The organism is Polaromonas sp., assembly GCF_041689105.1.
Lineage (GTDB): Bacteria > Pseudomonadota > Gammaproteobacteria > Burkholderiales > Burkholderiaceae_C > Polaromonas.
This window is the reverse complement of record NZ_JBDNGU010000066.1, coordinates 17,592-37,742: the sequence shown is the minus strand read 5'-3', so window position 1 is coordinate 37,742 and position 20,151 is coordinate 17,592. Positions and strand designations below refer to the sequence as shown.

Sequence of the window (20,151 nt, the reverse complement as noted above, 5' to 3'; positions counted from 1 at the left end):
TGCGCCCTGGCGCGCCTGCATGCGCGTCAGGGCAGGCGGGTGCGGGTCTTCAAGTGCGGGCCGGATTTTCTCGATCCGTACTGGCTCAGCCTGGCCAGCGGCGCGCCAGTGCATCAGCTCGATTTATGGATGACGGGCGAAGCCGACTGTGCGCAGCGCCTGCACGATGCTGCACAGGATGCTGACCTGATCATTGTCGAAGGGGTCATGGGCCTGTTTGATGGCGAACCCAGTGCGGCAGACTTGGCCCAGCGTTTTGGTTTGCCAGTGCTCACGGTGATTGACGCCGGCGCGATGGCCGGCACGTTTGGTGCGCTGGCCTGGGGCTTGCAAAATTTCCGCGAAGGCCTGCGTTTTGCCGGTGTGTTGGCGAACCGGGTGGCCTCCGGGGGCCATGCGCTTATGCTCCAGGAAAGCCTGCGCGACCGGGCGTTATGGCTGGGGGCGCTGATGCGCAGCGATGCCTTCACCTTGCCTGAGCGGCATTTGGGTCTGGTGATGGACCATGAGCTGGGCGACGCGATGCAGCGCCTGGATGCGGCGGCCGATGCCCTGGCGGCTACCCCGCTGGGGCAGATGGGTGTGGATGATTTGCGGGTGTGGACGGTCGATTTTGAAGCCGCGCGGGGAGCCCTCACCCCAGCCCTCTCCCAAAGGGAGAGGGAGCCAGAGCAATCCAGTCTTGCAAGGAAAACCATTGCGGTGGCCCGTGATGCCGCTTTTTGTTTTATCTACGCCGCCAATCTCGACTGCCTGCAGGCAATGGGCGCACAACTGGCTTATTTTTCGCCGCTCGCAGGCAGTGGCTTGCCTGAATGCGACGCGCTCTGGCTGCCCGGTGGTTATCCTGAGCTGCATGCCGACACGCTGGCCGCCAACAACGCCATGAAAAACGCCATCGGGAACCATGTGCGTGCCGGCAAGCCGGTCTGGGCCGAGTGCGGCGGCATGATGGTGCTGTTTGACCAGCTCACCACTGTGGATGGCAGCAGCCACCCGATGTGGGGCGTATTGCCCGGCAGCGTGAGTATGCAAAAGCGGCTCGCCGCGCTGGGGCCCCAGCAGCTGCGTGTGGCAGGCGCCACGCTGCGCGGCCATACCTTTCACTACTCCACCTGCACGACAACGCTTCACCCTGCAGCGCGCACCGAAGCTGCGCCAGGGCGTAAGCTGCGCGGCGAGGGCGAAGCGCTTTACCTGTCAGGCCAGGTGCGGGCGAGTTACTTTCACGCCTGGTTTGCGTCCGATCCAGAAGCGGCCGCGCGACTTTTTTTGAAGGACGGCCATGACCGATCAAGCCACTGACTGGCGCGCCCTGGCAAACGCCGAGGGTGCCGCGCTCTACGGTCCGCAGCGTATCGTCTGCCTGACCGAAGAGCCCACCGAATGGCTTTATTTGCTGGGTGAAGAGCGGCGCATCGTCGGCATCTCGGGCTACACCGTGCGCCCACCGCGCGCGCGCGAGGAAAAGCCCAAGGTCAGCGCCTTTCTAAGCGCGAAGATCGACAAAATCGTGGCGCTGGAGCCCGACTGCGTGATCGGGTTTTCGGACCTGCAGGCCGACATTGCCTCGCAGCTGGTCAAAAAAGGCATCCAGGTCACCATCTTCAATCAGCGCAGCGTTGCCGAGATCTTTTCGATGATGTACCAGCTTGCCGCCATGGTGGGGCAAGAGGTTCGTGGCCGCGCGCTGATGCAGGGCATGCAGCGTCGCCTGCTGGAGATCGAGCGGGCGGCTTCTAGCCTCAAGCGCCGGCCGCGCGTGTTTTTTGAAGAGTGGTACGACCCGCACATCAGCGCCATTGCCTGGGTGTCGGAGCTGATCGGTATTGCCGGCGGCGATGACTGCTTTCCTGAGCTCGCCTCGCAAGCCATGGGCAAGGACCGCATCATTGCCGACGGCGGCGAGATCGTGCGACGCAACCCCGACATCATCCTTGGCTCCTGGTGTGGCCGCAAGTTCCGTCCCGACCACGTGGTCGGCAGGGCAGGCTGGGAAAACGTCAACGCCGTGAAAAACCGGCAGTTGTTCGAAATCAAGTCGGCCGAGATTCTTCAGCCGGGCCCCGCCGCCCTGACCGACGGGGTCGAGCAGATCCACCGTCTGGTGATGCAGTGGAGCAAAGCCCATGCTTGAAGTCGCGCGCAGCGAGCTGATCCTCGGCGGCCAGCGCAGTGGCAAGTCGCGCCGTGCTGAACTCATCGCCCGGCAATGGCTGGACGCCTCGCCTGATCACAAAGCGGTGATGATCGCAACCGCCCAGCCGTGGGACGACGAAATGCGTGAACGCATCACGCGCCACCAGCGGGACCGCGCCGAGCGTGTGCCCGGCATGACGACGGTGGAAGAGCCGCGCGAACCGGCCCAAGCCATCACACGGGCGGGCGACGCGCAGACGCTGATCGTGGTCGATTGCCTGACGCTGTGGCTGACCAACTGGCTCATGCCTGCTGAATATCCCGATCTTCATATGCAAAAAGAGACTGTAGCCCTTTATCCACGGGTGCAAGCTGCTATGCTTTTGGAAGCAATTCAAGGCAGCCCCGGGCCGATGGTGCTGGTCGGCAACGAGATTGGACTCGGCGTGATTCCCATGGGTCGTGAGACCCGGGATTTTGTGGATGCCCTGGGTCGGCTGAACCAGGAGGTGGCGCAGGCCTGTGAGCGTGTGACCTTCATGGCGGCCGGTTTGCCGCTGACCTTGAAAGGCCAGCCATGAGCTCCCCCTCTTGCTCCCTCTCCCTCTGGGAGAAGGTTGGGGTGAGGGCTCTGCTGCTGCTGACATGGCTGTTTTTTCTTGTCGCAAACGCCGCCCAAGCCCTGCAACTCACCGATGACCGCGGTACGACCGTGACCTTTAGCCAGAGTCCGCAACGCATCGTCAGCCTGCTGCCTTCGCTGACCGAAAGCGTCTGCGCGCTGGAGCAGTGCCAGCGTATCGTCGGCGTGGACCGTTACTCAAACTACCCGGCCAGCGTGCGGCGCCTGCCGGTCATGGGCGGCGGGCTGGACCCGAACATCGAGGGCATCGTTGCGCTCAAACCCGACGTGGTGTTGATGGCAGTGTCCTCGCGTGCCAGCCAGCGGCTGGAGTCGCTGGGCATCAAGGTGGTGGCGCTGGAGACCAGGAGCCATGCCGATGTGCGGCGCGTGTTGTCCGTGCTGGGTGTGCTGCTGCAGGTGCCGCCGCAAGCGGGCGCCGAGCGCTTGTGGCGCGTCATCGATACCAGTGTGTCGGCCGCCGCCCAGTCGCTGTCGCTGAAAGCCCGCAACACCCGGGTGTATTTCGAGGTCAGCCGCGGGCCGTATGCGGCCGGCGAGTCGTCCTTCATTGGTGAGACGCTGAGCCGGCTCGGCGTGAAAAACGTGGTGCCAGCCGCGCTGGGACCTTTCCCAAAGCTCAACCCGGAGTTTGTGGTGCGCGCCAATCCCGACGTGATCATGGTCGGCAACCGCAGCATGCAGGCCATGGCGGCTTACCCCGGCTTTGCCAGCATCAAGGCGGTCAGGGAGCAACGCATTTGCGTGTTTGGCGTGGACGAGTCCGACGTGGTGGTACGCCCCGGTCCGCGCATGGCCGAGGCTGCGCGCCTCATGGCCCGCTGCCTGGAAGACAAGGCGCGATGAGCTTGCAACAGACCTCCCAGCATCGCAAGGCGGTCGTGCTCGGCGGCGTTTTGCTGCTGGCCACGGCGCTGCTGCTGCTGTTGGGTGCCAGCGTTGGCAGCACCGGTTTTGAAAGCGTGCTGAACATGCAGCGCGACCCGCAGGCGCTGCAGATCGTCTGGGAGATCCGCCTGCCGCGCACCGCGGGTGCCTGGCTGGCCGGTGCTTTGCTGGGGCTGGGCGGTGCGGTGGCGCAGGGCCTTTTCCGCAACCCGCTGGCCGACCCCTACCTGCTGGGCAGCGCTTCCGGTGCCTCGCTGGGTGTGGCGCTGGCCATGGCGCTGTTTGGGGTGTCGCCGCTGGCCACTCACTGGGTGGCGCGCATCGGCCTGACCGGCGCCGCGTTTGTGGGTGCGGTGCTGGCGGTGCTGCTGACGCTGGTGCTGGCCAAAGGCGTGCAGCACACGCTGCGCCTGCTGCTGGCCGGCGTAATCGTCGGCGTGGTGCTGGGCGCGCTCAGCTCCCTGATCCTGCTGCTGACGCCCGACATCATGCAGGCCATGCAGTCTTTCATGCTGGGTAGCACCGCCTTTGTCGGCTGGGCGGCGTGTGCGGTGATGGCCGTGGTGTTTGCCGCCTGCCTGGTGGCCGCCTGGATGATGAGCCATGTGCTGGATGGGCTGGCGCTGGGCGAGTCCACGGCGCAAAGCCTGGGGCTGCGCCTGCCGCAGATGCGCGCCGCGCTGGTGGCGGTGCTGGCGCTGGCCACCGGCACGGCGGTGGCGCAAACCGGGCTGATCGCCTTTGTCGGCCTGGCCGCGCCGCACCTGGTGCGTTCGGTGGTCAAGACGACGCACGGGCGCCTGATCGTGCTGGCCAGCCTGATGGGCGCGGTGCTGCTCATGGCCGCCGACATCCTGGCGCGCTGGCTGATGGCGCCGCAGGAGCTGCCGGTGGGCGTGCTGACCGCCGTGCTGGGCGGCGGCTACCTGCTGTGGCTGATGCACCGCAGCAGCAGCCGGGGAGGGGGGATGTGATGGCGAAAGCTGCTCCATTTGCTATCAATTCAGTAGCTATTCACGCAGATGGATTAAGGGCCAAGCTCGGAACTACCGAGATACTTCACGATGTCTCGCTGGTGTTGCCGGCAGCGCGCTGGACCAGCATCGTCGGGCCCAACGGTGCCGGCAAGTCCACCTTGCTCAAGGTGCTGGCGGGTCTGCTGCCGCACAGCGGCAGCATCACCTTGCTGGGCCGGTCGGTGGCAGACTTGCGTGGCCGCGAGCGGGCCCGGCTGTTGTCCTGGCTGGGCCAGAACGAAAGTTCGGCCGACGACCTGACCGTCTACGACGTCGCCATGCTGGGGCGCCTGCCGCACCAGCTCTGGCTGGCGCCGCCCAGCGCGCAGGACCACGCCGCCGTTGAACGTGCCTTGCGCTCTACCCACGCCTGGGACTGGCGCGACCGTTCGCTGGGCCAGCTCTCCGGCGGAGAGCGCCAGCGTGTGTTGCTGGCGCGCGCGCTGGCGGTCGAGGCGCAGGTGCTGCTGATGGACGAGCCGCTGGCCAACCTGGACCCGCCGCACCAGGCCGACTGGCTCTTGACGACGCGTGCGCTGGTCGCGTGCGGAAAGACGGTGGTCAGCGTGCTCCACGAAATTTCCTTCGCACTGCATGCCGATGACATGGTGGTGATGGGCGCCGGGCAAATCATCCACCACGGTGCCTGCGACCATGCCGCGACGCACCGCGCGCTCGAAGCCGTGTTTGACCACCGCATCGCCGTGCACCAGATCGCTGGTCAGTGGCTGGCGATGCCAAAAATTTAGCTTCAGAAAGACCCACCATGCAGATCGAAACCCCGCCCGTCGCCAAACCCTACGACAAGCCCGAGGGCGAACGCCGTGGCCTGCTCATCGTCAACACCGGCGACGGCAAGGGCAAAAGCACAGCCGCCTTCGGTCTGGCCCTGCGCGCGCAGGGCCGTCACCATGTGCATGGCAAGGCCGTGAAGATTTTCCAGTTCATGAAGGTCCCGACAGCACGTTTTGGCGAGCACCGCATGTTCGAGCAGCTCGGCATCCCCATCGAAGGCCTGGGGGACGGCTTCAGCTGGAAAAGCCAGGACCTGGAGCATTCGGCCCAGCTTGCGCGCGATGGCTGGGCCAAGGCCAAGGCCGCGATACAAAGTGGTGAGTACTTCATGGTGGTGCTTGATGAATTCACCTACCCGCTGATTTACGGCTGGATGGAGCCTCTAGGCGGCGTCGAAGAGGTCGTTCAAACGCTGTTCGACCGCCCAACCGATGTGCACGTCGTGATCACCGGCCGACGCTGCCCGCCCGAGATCATCGAGCTGGCCGATACCGTGACCGAGATGACCAAGGTCAAACATGCCTTCAATGCAGGCATTCCGGCGCAGCGCGGTATTGAGGATTGACGGGCTGGGGCCACGCTACGATTCCGCCATGCATGTGTCCATGATCCATCGGTTGTCGGCGTCGTTTTTTTTAGCCACGTCTGGCGGTCCGTGGGCGCCCGGCGCGGGCGGGAGCTTGCCGTGCTGATGGCCTGGGAGCGTTTCCAGTCCGCCCCTGGCCTGGACGGGCTGGCTGCCTGCGTGGCGGTGGTCATGCTGCCGGTGTTCGTTCTGTTGCTGGCGCTGGGCATTGATGCGCGTTGGGGCGAACCGCGCGCGCGCTTTCACCCGGTGGTGGCCATGGGGCGTTATCTGGCAGCTTGCGGGCGCGTGACCGTCCGTCTGCGGCCGGCGCCGGCATTTGCGCTGGGCGCGCTGGCCTGGTGGCTGGGTGTGCTGGTGACGGGCCTGCTGGCGTGGGGGGTGCAGGCCTTTGCTTTCCGGCAGTTCGGCCTGCTGATCGCCCAGCCCGCGCCTGACAGGGCCGCAGCTTTTGTGCTGCTGGCTGCGCTGATGGGCTGGCTGCTCAAATGCATGTTGTCCTGGCGCATGTTGCATGACGAGGTGGGGGCGGTCGAGCTTGCCTTGCAGCAGTCGCTGGAGGCCGGGCGTGAGCGCCTGTCCTGGCTGGTCAGCCGCAACACTGCGTTGCTGAGCGCCAGCGAAGTGCGCGAAAGCGCCATCGAATCGCTCGCTGAAAACCTCAATGATTCGGTGGTCGCGCCCATCTTCTGGTTTGTGTTGTTTGGCCTGCCCGGCGCGGCGATTTACCGCTTTGCCAACACCGCCGATGCGATGTGGGGATACCGGGGGCAGTGGGAGTGGGCGGGCAAGTGGGCCGCCCGGGCCGACGATGTGTTGTCCTGGCTGCCCGCGCGTTTGACGGCGGTGTTGCTGGCGCTGGCGGCGCGTGGCCTGCCGCTCGGTGCCTTGCGTTGGGAAGCGTCCAAAACACCCTCGCCCAATAGCGGCTGGCCCATGGCCGCGATGGCGCTGGCGCTCGGCGTGAGCCTGGGCAAGCCCGGCGTCTACACCCTCAACGCGGCGGGCAGGCCGGCAGCGCCGGTCGATACGGCTTCCGCCCAAAAATATGCATCAAAAGCGGTGTTAGCCCTTGTCCTGTTTGCGAAGATTGCTATAATTATCATAGCAATTTCGTACTATATCGCCTTGTCGCCATGACCGCCATGTTGCCCGTCCCACGCGTCCATGGCGGACCCGACCAGCACGGCGTGCCACTGTACGACTTTTCCAGCAACAGCAACGCGTGTGGACCGTGTCCGGCAGCGTTGGCTGCTGTGAGGCGGGCCGACGCCACGGTGTATCCCGACGCCAGCTACACGGCCCTGCGCCGGCAGCTGGCTGAGTTCCACGGCGTTGCCGTGTCACGGCTGGTGCTGGCGGGCAGCGCCAGCGAGTTTATTTTCCGCATCACGGCGCTGGCGGCGCAGCGTGGTGCGGCGGCCGTCTGGCTGCCGCCCTGCAGCTACGGGGACTATGCGCAGGCGGCGCGTGCCTGGAATCTGCTGGTCGCCGAGCGGGTCGAGCAGTCGCAACTGCGCTGGGCTTGCGATCCGTCCAGTCCGATGGGCGTCGCGCATGCCGGGTTGGATCAACTGGCAGGCGGCCGCGCGTTGTGTGTGCTCGACCGCGCCTACGAGCCTTTGCGGCTCAGTGGCGCATTGGCGCTGCCAGAGACAGCGTTACAAGACTTCTGGCAGCTCTGGACACCGAACAAGGCCCTTGGCTTGACCGGCGTGCGCGCGGCCTATGTGATTGCGCCGCCTGGCACCAACGAGCTGGTGGCGCAGCTTGAAAGCCTGGCACCGTCATGGCCTGTGGGCGCACACGGGGTGGCCATGCTGCAGGCCTGGGTCCGTGCCGATGTGCAGGCATGGCTGGCCGCCAGCCTGCCGACCTTGCGGGCGTGGAAGAACGCGCAGCTCGCGCTGTGCGAATCGCTGGGCTGGACCTGCCTGGCCAGCGAGGCTAATTTCTTTTGTGCGCGTCCTGCGCTGCCTGAGGGCATGAGCTTGCAGAACGCATTGGGACAGTTGCGAAAGCAGGGTATCAAGCTGCGCGACGCGACGTCGTTTGGCCTGCCGGGCCTTGTGCGCGTGAGCGTCATGCCGCCTGCCGCGCAGGATGCGCTGCACAATGCCTGGCAACACCTCATCAACAAGACAACATGACTGCAAAAAGTGTGATGGTGCTGGGCACCACCAGCGGTGCCGGCAAAAGCTGGCTGACCACCGCGCTGTGCCGCTATTACGCGCGCCAGGGGCTCAAGGTCGCGCCCTTCAAGGCGCAGAACATGAGCAACAACGCCAGAGTGGTCACTCAGGGAGAAATCGGTAGCGCCCAGTACTTCCAGGCGCTCGCAGCAAATGTCGTGCCCGAGGTCCGCATGAACCCGCTGCTGCTCAAGCCTGAGAAGGACACACAAAGCCAGGTGATCCTGATGGGGCAGGTCAACGCCGAACTGTCGCGCATGGAATGGCGTGGTCGCAGCGCCTCGGTCTGGCCGGTGGTGGCGCAAGCGCTTGACGAATTGATCGAAGACAACGATGTGGTGGTGATCGAGGGCGCGGGATCGCCGGCCGAGATCAACCTTAAAGACAGCGACATCGTCAACATGCGCGTCGCCCAACACGCCAACGCGGCCTGCCTGCTGGTCACCGACATTGACCGGGGCGGGGCGTTTGCACACCTTTACGGTACCTGGGCCATGCTGGATGAGGCAGAGCGAAAGCTGATCAGGGGTTTTGTGCTGAACAAGTTTCGCGGCGATGCGGCGCTTCTTTCACCCGGTCCGCAGATGTTGCAGGACCTGACCGGCGTGCCGACCATGGCCACCTTGCCGATGTGGTGGCAGCATGGTCTGCCAGAAGAAGACGGTGTTTTTGACGACCGAAGCGTGGCCTCAGGTGTGGTGACGCGAACGGTCGCCGTCATCGCCTACCCGCGTATCAGCAACCTGGACGAATTCCAGCCCCTCAAGAATGTGCCGGGTCTTCATTTGAGGTGGGTACGCAGCCCGACGGAACTCGTCGGCCTGGGGCCGGACGACTGGATCATCCTGCCCGGCTCCAAAGCGACCAGCAGCGACCTGGACTGGGTGCGCGCGCAGGGGTTGGACCTTGCGATTGCCGCCCATGCCGGGCGGGGTGGCGCGGTGCTGGGCGTCTGCGGCGGCCTGCAAATGCTCGGCGAAGCGTTGATCGACCCGCACGGCATCGACGGCAATGGCCCCGGCCTGGGCCTGTTGCCGGTGGTCACGGTGTTTGAAGCCGACAAGACCGTGCGGCGCGCGCAGGCGAGTTTTTCATCGGTGGGCGGCCCGTGGGCGGCGCTGTCGGGTGTGGCCGCGCAGGGTTACGAAATTCATCACGGCCAGACCGCGCCGCACAGCGCGATGGCCGCCGCTGGTGATGTGGCGCGATCGGTCATGCCCGACGGGCTGGCGTGGCAAAATGCCAGCGGCAATGTCCTGGGGGTTTACCTGCACGGCCTGTTCGAAGACGCCGCTGTGCTGCACGCCCTGTTCGGCGCCAGCACGCCGACGCTGGATTCTGTGTTTGAGGGGCTCGCCGACTACATCGGCAAACACTTCGAGCCGGGCGTGCTGGATTCCCTGATAGCGTAGGGACCGCAGACAATCATCAGCGGGAGATCCATGATTACCGTCCTTCTCGTCAATACCCTCGTCGTGGTGGTGGCCGTGGTTATTCATTGCGAATTCCTGTATCGGTTCACGCGCCTGTTGCCCACAATAAAAATCATTCACCGACTGAGAATTCTTCTTGGCGTGGGGGGCGCTCTGGTCGCCCATGCGGTGGAGGTCTGGCTTTTTGCGTTTGCCTACTATTTCATGCACCGCGCCCCGGGTTGGGGTCGATTGACGGGAAACTTCGACGGCAGCCTGCTCGATTGCGTCTATTTCTCTTTCACAACCTTCACCACGCTGGGCTTTGGCGATATCCAGCCCTTGGGGGATTTGCGGTTTTTGACCGGCATTGAGTCCCTGACTGGGCTGGTGCTGATCACCTGGACCGCTTCTTTCCTGTTTGTTGAAATGAAAAAATTCTGGGACTCGACGTAATCCAGCAGCTTGGTCTGAGCGGGAGACCGTGATCTTCGGGGCGGCTGGCTACAATACTGGCTATTCATACAGCTATGCAGCCCTTCCTCCTCTCATGACCGCCGCCACCGACACGGCCAAGCCTTATGTGGTCGCCGTGCGTGCCTTGTGCGAGTTCACGGCCAGGCTCGGTGACCTGGATTTGCGTTTCACGCCTTCGCCGTCAGCGCTTGAAGGCATGCAGGGCCACCGCATGGTGGCAATGCGGCGGCCGGCGCACTATCAGACTGAAGTCAGTCTGAGCGGTGACTACAAAGAGCTGCGGGTGCGTGGACGGGCCGATGGTTACGACGCCGAACTCGGGCAGCTCGAAGAGGTCAAGACTTTCCGGGGCAGCCTGGAGGCCATGCGCGAGAACCACCGGCACCTGCACTGGGCGCAGCTCAAGGTCTATGGTCACCTGCTGTGCCGCAAGCAAGGCCTGCCGCAGCTGAAGCTGGCGCTGGTCTACTTCAACGTCGTCACGCAGGACGAGACACTGCTGGTCGAGTCGTTCAGCGCTGATGACCTGCAGCTGTATTTTGAAGACCAGTGCGAACGTTTTCTCGGCTGGGCCAGGCAGGAGCTGGCGCACCGCGCCGCGCGCGACGCGGCGCTGGGCTCGCTGGCGTTTCCGCACGCGGCTTTCCGGCCCGGCCAGCGCGAACTCGCTGAAGCGGTCTACAAGTCGGCCAGCAGCGGGCGCTGCCTGATAGTGCAGGCGCCGACCGGTATCGGGAAAACCGTGGGTACGATTTTTCCGCTGCTCAAGGCCTGCCCGACGCAGCAGCTGGACAAGGTGTTTTTTCTGGCTGCCAAAACGCCCGGCCGGCAACTCGCACTTGATGCGCTGGCACTGATCAAGGCTGCAGCACCGGCCTTGCCAGGGGACCGGGGCGCTGCAAAGGCTTTGCCTTTGCGCGTGCTGGAACTGGTGGCCAAGACCAAGGCCTGTGAACACCCCGACAAGGCCTGCCACGGTGACGCCTGTCCGCTGGCCCGAGGGTTTTATGACCGTCTGCCCGGGGCGCGGCAGTCTGCTGTGGATGCAGCAGCTACTGGCAATGGCCCGCTGGACAAAGCCGCGCTGCGCGAGGTGGCGCTGGCGCACGAGGTTTGTCCCTACTACCTGAGCCAGGACCTGCTGCACTGGAGCGACGTGGTGGTCGGCGACTACAACTATTACTTTGACGTGAACGCCATGCTGCACACGCAGGCGCAGGCCGGCCAGTGGCGTGTCAGCGTGCTGGTCGATGAGGCTCACAACCTGGTCGAGCGTGCGCGCAAGATGTATTCGGCTGAACTGGACCCCGTGCGTCTCGCCGCCGCGCGGCAGTCGGCCCCCCTACCCATCAAGAATGTGCTGGACCGGCTGAGGCGCAGCTGGCAGGCGCTGCACCAGGACCAGACCGGCGACTACCAGGTGTATGACGAGGTGCCGCAGGACTTTCGCGGGGCGCTGCAGCAGACCGCGAGTGCCATCCTCGACCACCTGGCTGACCACCCCTCGGGCATAGACGCGCGGCTGCAGGATTTTTTCTTCGAGGTGTTGCATTTTTCGCGCATGGCCGAACTGCTGGGCGCGCATTCCTTGTTCGACATCACGCAGTCAGGCAGCGGGGCGCTACTGTGCCTGCGTAATGTGGTGCCCGCACCTTTTCTGGCGGCGCGTTTTGCCGCAGCCCATTCAGCAGCCCTGTTCTCCGCGACACTGAGTCCGGCGCACTACTACAGCGACCTGCTGGGCCTGCCTGACAACACGGCCTGGTTGGACGTGGCCTCGCCGTTCAGGGCCGAGCAGCTGTCGGTGCATGTGATCAACGATGTGTCCACGCGTTATGGCCACCGCGAAAATTCACTGTCACCGCTGGTCGAACTGATGGCCAGGCAATACGCGCTGGCGCCTGGCAACTACCTGAGTTTTGTCAGCAGCTTTGACTACCTGCAGCAACTGGCCGATCTGTTCAAGGCGCGTTATCCGGCCATTCCGGTCTGGGAGCAGTCGCGTGGCATGGAAGAAGGCGCGAAGAGGGGGTTTCTTGAGCGCTTTTCGCCCGAGTCGAGCGGCATCGGTTTTGCCGTGTTGGGTGGTGCGTTTGCTGAGGGCATCGATCTGCCGGGCAAGCGCCTCATCGGCGCCTTTATCGCCACGCTGGGTCTGCCGCAGATCAACCCCGTCAACGAGCAGATCCGCCAGCGCATGGAGGACAGCTTTGGTAGCGGCTACGACTACACCTATCTGTACCCCGGGCTGCAAAAGGTCGTGCAGGCAGCGGGCCGGGTGATCCGCACCGAGTCCGACGAAGGCGTGGTCTACCTGATTGACGACCGCTACGCACAGCCCGAAGTGCGTGCGCTGTTTCCCGGCTGGTGGCAGGTGGGCTTCCAGCAGGCGCGAACGCAAGGGCGTCGCGCTGCCTGAGCGGCATTTGGCCCAGTGATGGGGCTGCAGGAGGTCTCTACTTTTCTCGGCAGGTATCCCTGTCCTTCCCTGAGTCGCGCCGTGTCAAGCATTTTTTTGGTGCGCGCAGTCCCCTCGCAGGTGCATGGCGTTCATGACATGCACGTGACAGACTGCACACACTAATTTTGCCTGCGCCGCGCTGCTAGCCTGTGTTCAGAGCGCTCCTGCTCTGCACTTCAAAGGCATGTATGAAAACCTCCTCTTTCACAAAGCTGGCTTTGAACGCCTTGGCATCTCTGGCTTTCGTGGTGGCTGCGTCGCCCGCCGCCGCGCAACACGCTGCCGGTGCTGTGCGGTCCGCTGCCTCCCTTCAGCTCAATGGCGCAGGCATACGCAGCGACGCCGAGCGGGGCCTGTATGCCGCCGCCCTCTATCTCGAGAGCCGACTTTCCACCCCCGAGGCAGTGTTGGGCAATCCGGGGGCCAAGCAATTGCGGGTCATGATGCTCAGGGACATCAGCGCCGCCGACATGGGTGACTTGCTGGCGCGCGGCATGCAATCCAGCGCCAGTGACGAGCAGCTGTGGACGCTGGTTCCCGCGCTGTTTCGTTTGGGGGAGATTCTTGGCGACCAGAAAAAATTGCTTGCAGGGGACACCTTCGACATCAGGTCGGTACCGGGTAAGGGCACCGCCATCAGCATCAATGGACGGGTGCAGGGTGCAACGTTTGAAGAGCCCGGACTTTTTGAAGCGATGCTGGGGATGTGGTTGGGGCCCCATCCTGCAGACCTGCGTCTCAAGAGCAGTTTGCTCGGTGGCGTCTTGTGAATTTCTGAAAGGTGTCAGGGGCGCAACTGTTGCGCCATCAGCACCGCCAGATGCACCGCCTCGCGCTGCGCGCCGTCCCTGATCTGATGCCGGCAGCTGGTGCCGTCAGCGACCACGATGGCATCGGGCTGCTGGCGCACCGCCGGCAGCAGGCTCAGTTCGGCCATCTGCATGGACACCTCATAGTGACTGGCTTCATAACCAAAACTGCCCGCCATGCCGCAGCAGCTTGATTCGATCAATTCGGGCTGGGCACCGGGGATCAACCGGAGTACGTCCATGATGGGGCTGACCGCACCAAAGGCCTTCTGGTGGCAGTGACCGTGCAGCAAAATGGGCTGATCCACCGCCCGCAAACGCGTCTTCAGATCATCCAGTTTGCCCGCAGCGGCTTCACGCGCCAGAAATTCCTCAAACAACAGGGCGTGCTGGCTGATGGTTTGCGCCGCTTCACCCAGGCCCATCACCAGCATCTCGTCGCGCATTGTCAAAAGGCAGGACGGCTCCAGCCCGACGATGGCGATGCCGCGCCCGGCAAAGGGCAGCAGGGCATCGACCACCTCGCGCGCCTTGGCTTTTGCTTCTTCCACCATGCCGCTGGCCAGGTAGGTGCGGCCACAGCACAGGTGTTTGCCATCTGCTATGGTTTTGGTAGCTATATGTACCGTGTAACCGGCGGCTTTCAGCACTTTTAATGCTGAAGCTGCGTTGTGCGATTCAAAGGTACCGTTGAAGGTATCAACAAACAGCACCACCGGCTTGCTCGCGGCCAGGACCTCTTCGCGTGTGGCGCCCGCATGGCGAGTGTTGAAGAAGGTGTTTCTCTTCCACTGCGGCAGGCTGCGTTTTGCCGAGAAGCCGGTAAATTTTTCACTGAGCGCAGCCAGGCCCGGAATTTTGTCGCGCAGATTGAGCAGCGGGGCAAGGCGGCTGGCCCAGCGGGCGTAGTCGGGCAGGCGCGCGACCAGCTTGTCCTTGAGCGTGTAGCCATGCCTGGCCTTGTAGTGGTGCAAAAACTCCACTTTCATTTTGGCCATGTCCACGCCGGTCGGGCAGTCGCGCCTGCAGCCCTTGCAGCCCACGCACAGGTCCAGCGCATCCTTGACCGTTTCGCTGGTGAAGGCGTCAGCGGCATTCATGCCTTCGAGTTGCCCGGACAGTGCCAGGCGCAAGGTGTTGGCGCGTCCGCGGGTCAGGTGTTTTTCGTCGCGCGTCACGCGGTAGCTGGGGCACATGGTGCCAGCGTCGAACTTGCGGCAGTGGCCGTTGTTGTTGCACATCTCCACGGCCTTGGCAAACCCCTGGGCCGGGTCGCCGCCGCTGCCGGGCGCGCTGGTCTGCTCGGTGGCTGGGTCGTTCTGCACGTCCCAGGCCCGCCAGTCGAGCGCGGTTTTGATCGGAATCACCTTATAGCTTGGCGAAAAACGCATCAGGCGCGTGTCGTCCATCTTCGGCGGGTTGATCATGCGGCCCGGGCTCAGCAGCCCAGCCGGGTCCATGAACTGCTTGATTTTGGCAAAGGCCTCGTTGATCTGCGGGCCGAACTGCCACTGGATCCATTCGCCGCGGCACAGGCCGTCACCATGCTCTCCGCTATAGGCACCCTTGAACTTGCGTACCAGCTCCGACGCTTCCTCGGCAATCGCGCGCATCTTGGGCGCGCCTTCGCGCCGCATGTCCAGGATGGGCCGCACGTGCAGCGTGCCGACCGAGGCGTGGGCATACCAGGTGCCCTTGCTGCCGTATTTTTTGAACACCTCGGTGAGCGCATCGGTGTATTCGGCCAGGTGCTCCAGGGGCACGGCGCAGTCCTCGATAAAACTCACCGGCTTGCCGTCGCCTTTGAGGCTCATCATGATGTTGAGCCCGGCCTTGCGCACTTCCCAGAGGTTTTTCTGCGGCGCGTCATCGGTCATCTCGACCACCGAGTCGGGCAGCAGCAGGTCGCCCATCAGCTCGCCCAGTCGTTGGAGGTGCGGCAGCAGTTCGGCCTTGCTCGCACCCGAAAATTCAACCAGCAAGATGGCGGCGGGCTGGCCGATCAGCGCGCTGCGTATCGTCGGCGCAAAGGCCGGGTTCTGCAGCGACAGATCAATCATGGTGCGGTCCACCAACTCCACCGCCGTCAGTGTGCCTTCGCCGATCTTGACGATGTGCTGCGCCGCATCCATCGCGCGGTAAAAAGTGGGGAAGTTCACCACGCCCAGCACCTTGGCTTTGGGCAGTTCTGCAAGCTGCAGCGTCAGCGACTTGGTCAGTGCCAGCGTGCCCTCGCTGCCTATCAGCAGATGTGCCAGGTTGACCGAACCATCGGCGGTGTAGGGCCGCTCGCTACGCGGATCGAAAATATCCAGGTTGTAGCCACTGACCCGCCGCATGACGGTGGGCCAGAGCCTGTGGATCACAGGCTGCAGTTCTTCGGCCAGGGTGCGCACGTAGTTGCCCAGCTCGCGCGCCTTGCCGCTGCTGCCGGCAAAAACGCCCAGTTGCAGCAGGTTCCCGTCCGAGGTCCAGGCCTGCGCGCCCAGCACGTTGTGCACCATGTTGCCGTAGGCAATGCTGCGGCTGCCGCAGGAGTTGTTGCCGGCCATGCCGCCCAGTGTGGCCTGCGCTGCGGTGGACACATCGACCGGGTACCACAGGCCGTGTTTCCTGAGCGCCGCGTTCAGGTGGTCGAGCACGATGCCGGGCTCGACCTCCGCCGTGCCGTGCGCAGCATCGACGTCGATGATGTTGCGCATGTGTTTGGCATGGTCGATGACCAGGCCGGCGCCGACGGTCTGGCCGCACTGGCTGGTGCCGCCGCCCCTTGGCACGATGGGCACGCCCATGTCGCGGCAGATGTCCAGCGCAGTCTTGACGTCGGGCGCGCCGTTTGGCACAAAGACCCCGACCGGCATCACCTGATAAATCGAGGCATCGGTGGCATAGCGGCCGCGGTCGGCGGTGGAAAAAAGCACTTCACCACAGGTTTCGGCGGTCAGCCTGGCGGCCAGACGCCCGGCGACCTCGTTGCTGGCCCGTGACACCGCTTCGTAGGTTTCGGCGGCGGTTTTCGGCGCGGCTTTCAGGAGCAGGGATGAATGCATGGTCCCTTCAGCTCTGGTTTGACGCGGGCTTGTTGCCCCCGGACCCATGGATCTGTTCAATCACCACAAAACGTTTGTTGTTCATGTGGCTGAGCAACACGGCCCGCATCGCCTCTGCATCACGCTTGACCAGCGCTTGCACCATTTGTTCATGCTGCTCAACCGCGATCCGCCATTTTTCACCATCCTGGTTGGACCGAAAGCGCAGGGATTGCAGGCGCGAGTTGACCTGCTTATAAAGCGCACTTAACACCGGGTTTTTGGCCGCCGTGTTAATGGCCTGGTGGATTGCAGCATTGAGCCGGTAATAGGCAGGCAGGTCTCGCCGCGTGTAGGCCGCCAGCATCTCGTAATGCATGGCCTTGATCTCGTCGAGTTCGGCATCGGTGATGCGCGTCGCTGCGAGCTCGCCTGATTGCGCTTCCAGCCCGGCCATGACTTCAAAGGTATCGAGAATGTCCTGCTCGGACAGCTCCACCGCAATGGCACCGCGATTGGGAAGCAACTCGACCAGGCCTTCGGCGGCGAGCATCTTGATGGCTTCGCGCAGCGGCGTGCGCGAAACCTCGAGCACCTCGCTGAGCTCGCGTTCGTTGAGCTTGGCACCCGGCGCGATCCGGTTTTCGACCAGCATCTGGCGCAGGCGGTGCGCCACCTGCTCATGCAGGGCAGCGCGCGGGATGGAGATAACGTCGACACTCATTTTTAGATATTGTATGCAAAAATGGAGACTGCAAAATTAAATTTTAGGGTGTATCACCATTGACAAATAAATTTTGTATGCAAAAAATGACGCATGACCACAGAGCTTCAAGAATCATGCTGAGACTAGATTTTCACCCGACTGGGCGCCATTTCCTGCAAATTCCCGGCCCGTCGCCGGTGCCGGACCGTATTTTGCGTGCGATGAGCCTGCCGACCATCGACCACCGCGGCCCCGAGTTTGGCGCGTTGGGCCTGAAGGTGCTGGCCGACATCAAAAAAATATTCAAGACCAAACAGCCGGTCATCATTTACCCGGCTTCGGGTACCGGCGCCTGGGAAGCGGCGCTGGTTAACGTGCTCAGCGCCGGCGACCACGTATTGATGTACGAAACCGGCCACTTTGCGGCCTTGTGGCAAAAGCTGGCCGTGCGTGTGGGCCTGAAAACCGAAGTCATGAGCGACCCCGGCTCCGAAGTCTGGCGCCATGGTGTGCGCGCCGATCTGATCGAAGAGCGGCTCAAGGCCGACACGCAGCACGTTATCCGCGCGGTCTGCGTGGTGCACAACGAAACCTCCACCGGCGTGACCAGCAACATCGCTGCGGTGCGAAAGGCCATCGACGCGGCCAGGCACCCGGCGCTGCTGCTGGTCGACACCATTTCAGGCCTGGCCTCGGCCGACTACAAACATGACGAGTGGGGCGTGGACGTCAGCATCAGCGGCTCGCAAAAAGGCCTGATGCTGCCGCCCGGTATCAGTTTCAATGCGGTCTCCGCCAAAGCACTGGAAGCCAGCAAGACCGCCAAACTGCCCAAGGCCTTCTGGGCCTGGGACGAGATCATCGAGATGAACAAGACCGGCTACTGGCCGTCCACGCCCAACACCAATCTGCTCTACGGGCTCAACGAAGCCTGCGACATGCTGCTTGAACATGGGCTGGACGTGGTGTTTGCGCGCCACCAGCGCTGGGCTGAAGGTGTGCGCGCCGCGGTCCGGGCCTGGGGCCTGCAGATCCAGTGCGCCGACCCCGCCGTGTATTCGCCCATCCTCACTGGCGTGATGACGCCGGAAGGCGTGGATGCCGACGCTGTGCGCAAGATCATTTACGAACGCTTCGACTGCTCGCTGGGCACCGGCCTGGGCAAGGTCAAGGGCCGGATGTTCCGCATCGGCCACCTGGGGGACTCCAACGACCTGACCTTGATGGCGGCGCTGTCAGGGTGCGAGATGGGCCTGAAACTCGCCGGCGTCAAGCTCGCCGGTTCCGGCGTGCAGGCCGCCATGGACCACTTTGCCAGTCACCCGGTGCTGCTGCCCCTGACCAAAGCCGCCTGAGGCAAACCGTTCCCGCCACACGCTGTCCGGTCGTGTGGCCTGTTGCAAGCCACGGACAACTATCTACAAAGGAGACATCATGAAATCGTTCACATTTTCTTCCGCTACCCGCAGGTCCCTGATCACTGCCGCCGCGGTACTCACTCTGCACGGCGCAGCCTTCGCGCAGGTGGTCGAGCTCAAGCTTGGCCACGTTGGCGAACCGGGTTCTCTTTTCCAGCTCAGCGCCGACGAATACGCCAAACGCGTGAACGCCAAACTCGCCGGCAAGATCAAGATCGTGACATTCGGCTCCAGCCAGCTCGGCGGCGACAAGGAGATGATCCAGAAGCTCAAGCTCGGCACCATCGACATGGCGGTTCCTTCTACTGTGATGACTTCCGAAGTCGACTTGTTCGGCATTTTTGAGATGCCCTATATCGTCAAGGACAGGGCGCACATGGGCCGTATCGAGAAAGACGTGTTCTGGCCCAGTATTGCAACGGAAACCGAGAAAAAAGGCCTGAAGGTGCTCGCTGTGTGGGAAAACGGCTACCGCCACATCACCAACAACAAGAAGCCGATCAAAGGTCCCGCCGACCTGCAGGGCATCAAGCTGCGTGTGCCTGAAGGCAAGTGGCGCGTGAAGATGTTCCAGACTTATGGTGCCAATCCGAGTCCCATGAAGTTCTCTGAACTGTTCACGGCGCTGCAGACCGGCGTGATGGACGGCCAGGAAAACCCGTTCACGCAAATCTACTCGGCCAAACTGCAGGAAGTGCAGAAGTACCTGTCGCTGTCCGGCCACGTCTACACGCCGGCCTATCTGACGGTCGGCACGCGCCGCTACAACACCTTACCGGCCGATGTGCGCAAGGTGCTCGAAGATACGGCGCGCGAAACCCAGGCCTATGTCTATGCAGAGGCGACCAAGGCCGAGACGGAGCTGCTCGCCAAGCTCAAGGAAAGCGGCATGCAGGTCAACGAGGTCGACAAGGAGGCCTTCATCAATGCCAGCAAGCCGATCTATGAGGAATTCGGCAAGGAAGTCGCCGGTGCCAGGCCCCTGATCGACAAAGCTGTCGCGCTCGGCAAATAAGGACAGTCTCACCGATGCAAACGACTTCGATACTGGGCGGCGGCGCGATGCAGCGCTTCCGCGAGCGCTATGGCCTGCTTCTGGAATGGGTGGTGATGTTTCTTGTGGTCGCCCTCGCAGTGGAGGTCACGCTGGGCATCATTTTCAGGATGAGCGGGCATTCGCTGGTCTGGTATGACGAAGTGGCATCGGTGTTGCTGGCCTGGCTCACGTTTTACGGCTCCGCGCTGGCGTCGGTCAAACGTGCGCACATTGGCTGTCCGGAGGTGGTTGACCAGCTTCCCCCGGCGGTGAAGCAGGCGGTGGCCATCTTTGGCCAGATCCTCGTCATCCTGTTCTTCGCGCTGCTGGGCTGGGTCGGACTGACGATCATGCCCATCCTTCAGGGCGATGCCATGGTGAGCCTGCCCTGGGTGCCAATGAATTTCGTGCAGTCGGTGATCCCCATCACCTCTGCGCTGATTCTGGTGGCCGAGATCATGTTTCTGATCGACCTGATCAACCCACCGCCCCAGACGGCCGCGCCTGCAGGCGCCAGCCTGTCTGACGGCCTGCACTGAATGCA

General features: G+C 63.4%; 18 protein-coding genes. 16 read left to right on the top strand and 2 right to left on the bottom strand.

Annotation, left to right across the window (positions count from 1 at the left end):
• The 13 genes from ACESMT_RS05530 to ACESMT_RS05470 form a co-directional block, all read left to right on the top strand.
• Positions 1-1,305: cobyrinate a,c-diamide synthase (locus ACESMT_RS05530; RefSeq protein ID WP_372825573.1), on the top strand; the 1,305-nt coding region annotated here is incomplete at its 5' end.
• Positions 1,286-2,137: an ABC transporter substrate-binding protein gene (locus ACESMT_RS05525; RefSeq protein ID WP_372825572.1), complete on the top strand. Its 852-nt coding sequence runs from the start codon at positions 1,286-1,288 to the stop codon at positions 2,135-2,137. The genes ACESMT_RS05530 and ACESMT_RS05525, both read left to right, overlap by 20 nt.
• Positions 2,130-2,720 (top strand): bifunctional adenosylcobinamide kinase/adenosylcobinamide-phosphate guanylyltransferase, encoded by a 591-nt coding sequence (locus tag ACESMT_RS05520; RefSeq protein ID WP_372825571.1) that lies wholly within the window; start codon positions 2,130-2,132, stop codon positions 2,718-2,720. Before ACESMT_RS05525 ends, ACESMT_RS05520 begins: the two co-directional genes overlap by 8 nt.
• Positions 2,717-3,628 carry an ABC transporter substrate-binding protein gene (locus tag ACESMT_RS05515; protein ID WP_372825570.1) on the top strand — a complete coding sequence of 304 codons (912 nt, stop codon included), beginning with the start codon at positions 2,717-2,719 and terminating at the stop codon, positions 3,626-3,628. The genes ACESMT_RS05520 and ACESMT_RS05515 overlap by 4 nt, the downstream gene beginning before the upstream one ends.
• Positions 3,625-4,644, top strand: a complete 1,020-nt coding sequence (locus tag ACESMT_RS05510; RefSeq protein WP_372825569.1) for a FecCD family ABC transporter permease — start codon at positions 3,625-3,627, stop codon at positions 4,642-4,644. The genes ACESMT_RS05515 and ACESMT_RS05510 overlap by 4 nt, the downstream gene beginning before the upstream one ends.
• A complete protein-coding gene (locus ACESMT_RS05505; RefSeq protein ID WP_372825568.1) occupies positions 4,644-5,435 on the top strand; it encodes an ABC transporter ATP-binding protein in 792 nt (263 codons plus the stop codon). The genes ACESMT_RS05510 and ACESMT_RS05505 overlap by 1 nt, the downstream gene beginning before the upstream one ends.
• Before the next feature lie 17 nt (positions 5,436-5,452).
• The gene (cobO, locus tag ACESMT_RS05500; protein WP_372825567.1) at positions 5,453-6,046 is read left to right on the top strand and encodes a cob(I)yrinic acid a,c-diamide adenosyltransferase; all 594 of its coding nucleotides are present in this window, start codon (positions 5,453-5,455) and stop codon (positions 6,044-6,046) included.
• Positions 6,047-6,238: 192 nt separating this feature from the next.
• Positions 6,239-7,207 (top strand): adenosylcobinamide-phosphate synthase CbiB, encoded by a 969-nt coding sequence (cbiB, locus tag ACESMT_RS05495; RefSeq protein WP_372825575.1) that lies wholly within the window; start codon positions 6,239-6,241, stop codon positions 7,205-7,207.
• 5 nt (positions 7,208-7,212) lie between these two features.
• The gene (locus ACESMT_RS05490) at positions 7,213-8,217 is read left to right on the top strand and encodes an aminotransferase class I/II-fold pyridoxal phosphate-dependent enzyme (RefSeq protein WP_372825574.1); all 1,005 of its coding nucleotides are present in this window, start codon (positions 7,213-7,215) and stop codon (positions 8,215-8,217) included.
• Positions 8,214-9,671 (top strand): cobyric acid synthase, encoded by a 1,458-nt coding sequence (locus tag ACESMT_RS05485; protein WP_372825566.1) that lies wholly within the window; start codon positions 8,214-8,216, stop codon positions 9,669-9,671. The genes ACESMT_RS05490 and ACESMT_RS05485 overlap by 4 nt, the downstream gene beginning before the upstream one ends.
• 30 nt (positions 9,672-9,701) lie before the next feature.
• Positions 9,702-10,127 (top strand): potassium channel family protein, encoded by a 426-nt coding sequence (locus ACESMT_RS05480; RefSeq protein ID WP_372825565.1) that lies wholly within the window; start codon positions 9,702-9,704, stop codon positions 10,125-10,127.
• A gap of 94 nt (positions 10,128-10,221) precedes the next feature.
• The gene (locus ACESMT_RS05475; RefSeq protein ID WP_372825564.1) at positions 10,222-12,567 is read left to right on the top strand and encodes an ATP-dependent DNA helicase; all 2,346 of its coding nucleotides are present in this window, start codon (positions 10,222-10,224) and stop codon (positions 12,565-12,567) included.
• A gap of 230 nt (positions 12,568-12,797) precedes the next feature.
• Positions 12,798-13,379 carry a chalcone isomerase family protein gene (locus ACESMT_RS05470; protein WP_372825562.1) on the top strand — a complete coding sequence of 194 codons (582 nt, stop codon included), beginning with the start codon at positions 12,798-12,800 and terminating at the stop codon, positions 13,377-13,379.
• 14 nt (positions 13,380-13,393) lie between these two features.
• On the opposite strand, the gene ACESMT_RS05465 is transcribed toward ACESMT_RS05470, so the two are convergent.
• Both ACESMT_RS05465 and ACESMT_RS05460 read right to left on the bottom strand, forming a co-directional pair.
• Complete coding sequence (locus ACESMT_RS05465) at positions 13,394-16,468, bottom strand: FAD-binding and (Fe-S)-binding domain-containing protein (protein ID WP_372825561.1); 3,075 nt, start codon at positions 16,466-16,468, stop codon at positions 13,394-13,396.
• A gap of 7 nt (positions 16,469-16,475) precedes the next feature.
• On the bottom strand, positions 16,476-17,171 hold the full coding sequence (locus ACESMT_RS05460) for a GntR family transcriptional regulator (protein ID WP_372825560.1): 696 nt from the start codon (positions 17,169-17,171) through the stop codon (positions 16,476-16,478).
• A 116-nt stretch (positions 17,172-17,287) separates the two neighbouring features.
• Here ACESMT_RS05460 and ACESMT_RS05455 point away from each other — a divergent pair, with 116 nt between their 5' ends.
• From ACESMT_RS05455 to ACESMT_RS05445, 3 genes are all read left to right on the top strand, one after another.
• Positions 17,288-18,508, top strand: coding sequence for an alanine--glyoxylate aminotransferase family protein (locus ACESMT_RS05455; RefSeq protein WP_372825559.1), 1,221 nt, complete (start codon positions 17,288-17,290; stop codon positions 18,506-18,508).
• A gap of 79 nt (positions 18,509-18,587) precedes the next feature.
• Positions 18,588-19,586: a TRAP transporter substrate-binding protein gene (locus ACESMT_RS05450; protein WP_372825558.1), complete on the top strand. Its 999-nt coding sequence runs from the start codon at positions 18,588-18,590 to the stop codon at positions 19,584-19,586.
• Positions 19,587-19,600: 14 nt separating this feature from the next.
• Positions 19,601-20,146 (top strand): TRAP transporter small permease, encoded by a 546-nt coding sequence (locus tag ACESMT_RS05445; protein ID WP_372825557.1) that lies wholly within the window; start codon positions 19,601-19,603, stop codon positions 20,144-20,146.
• The last annotated feature ends 5 nt before the right edge of the window (positions 20,147-20,151 follow it).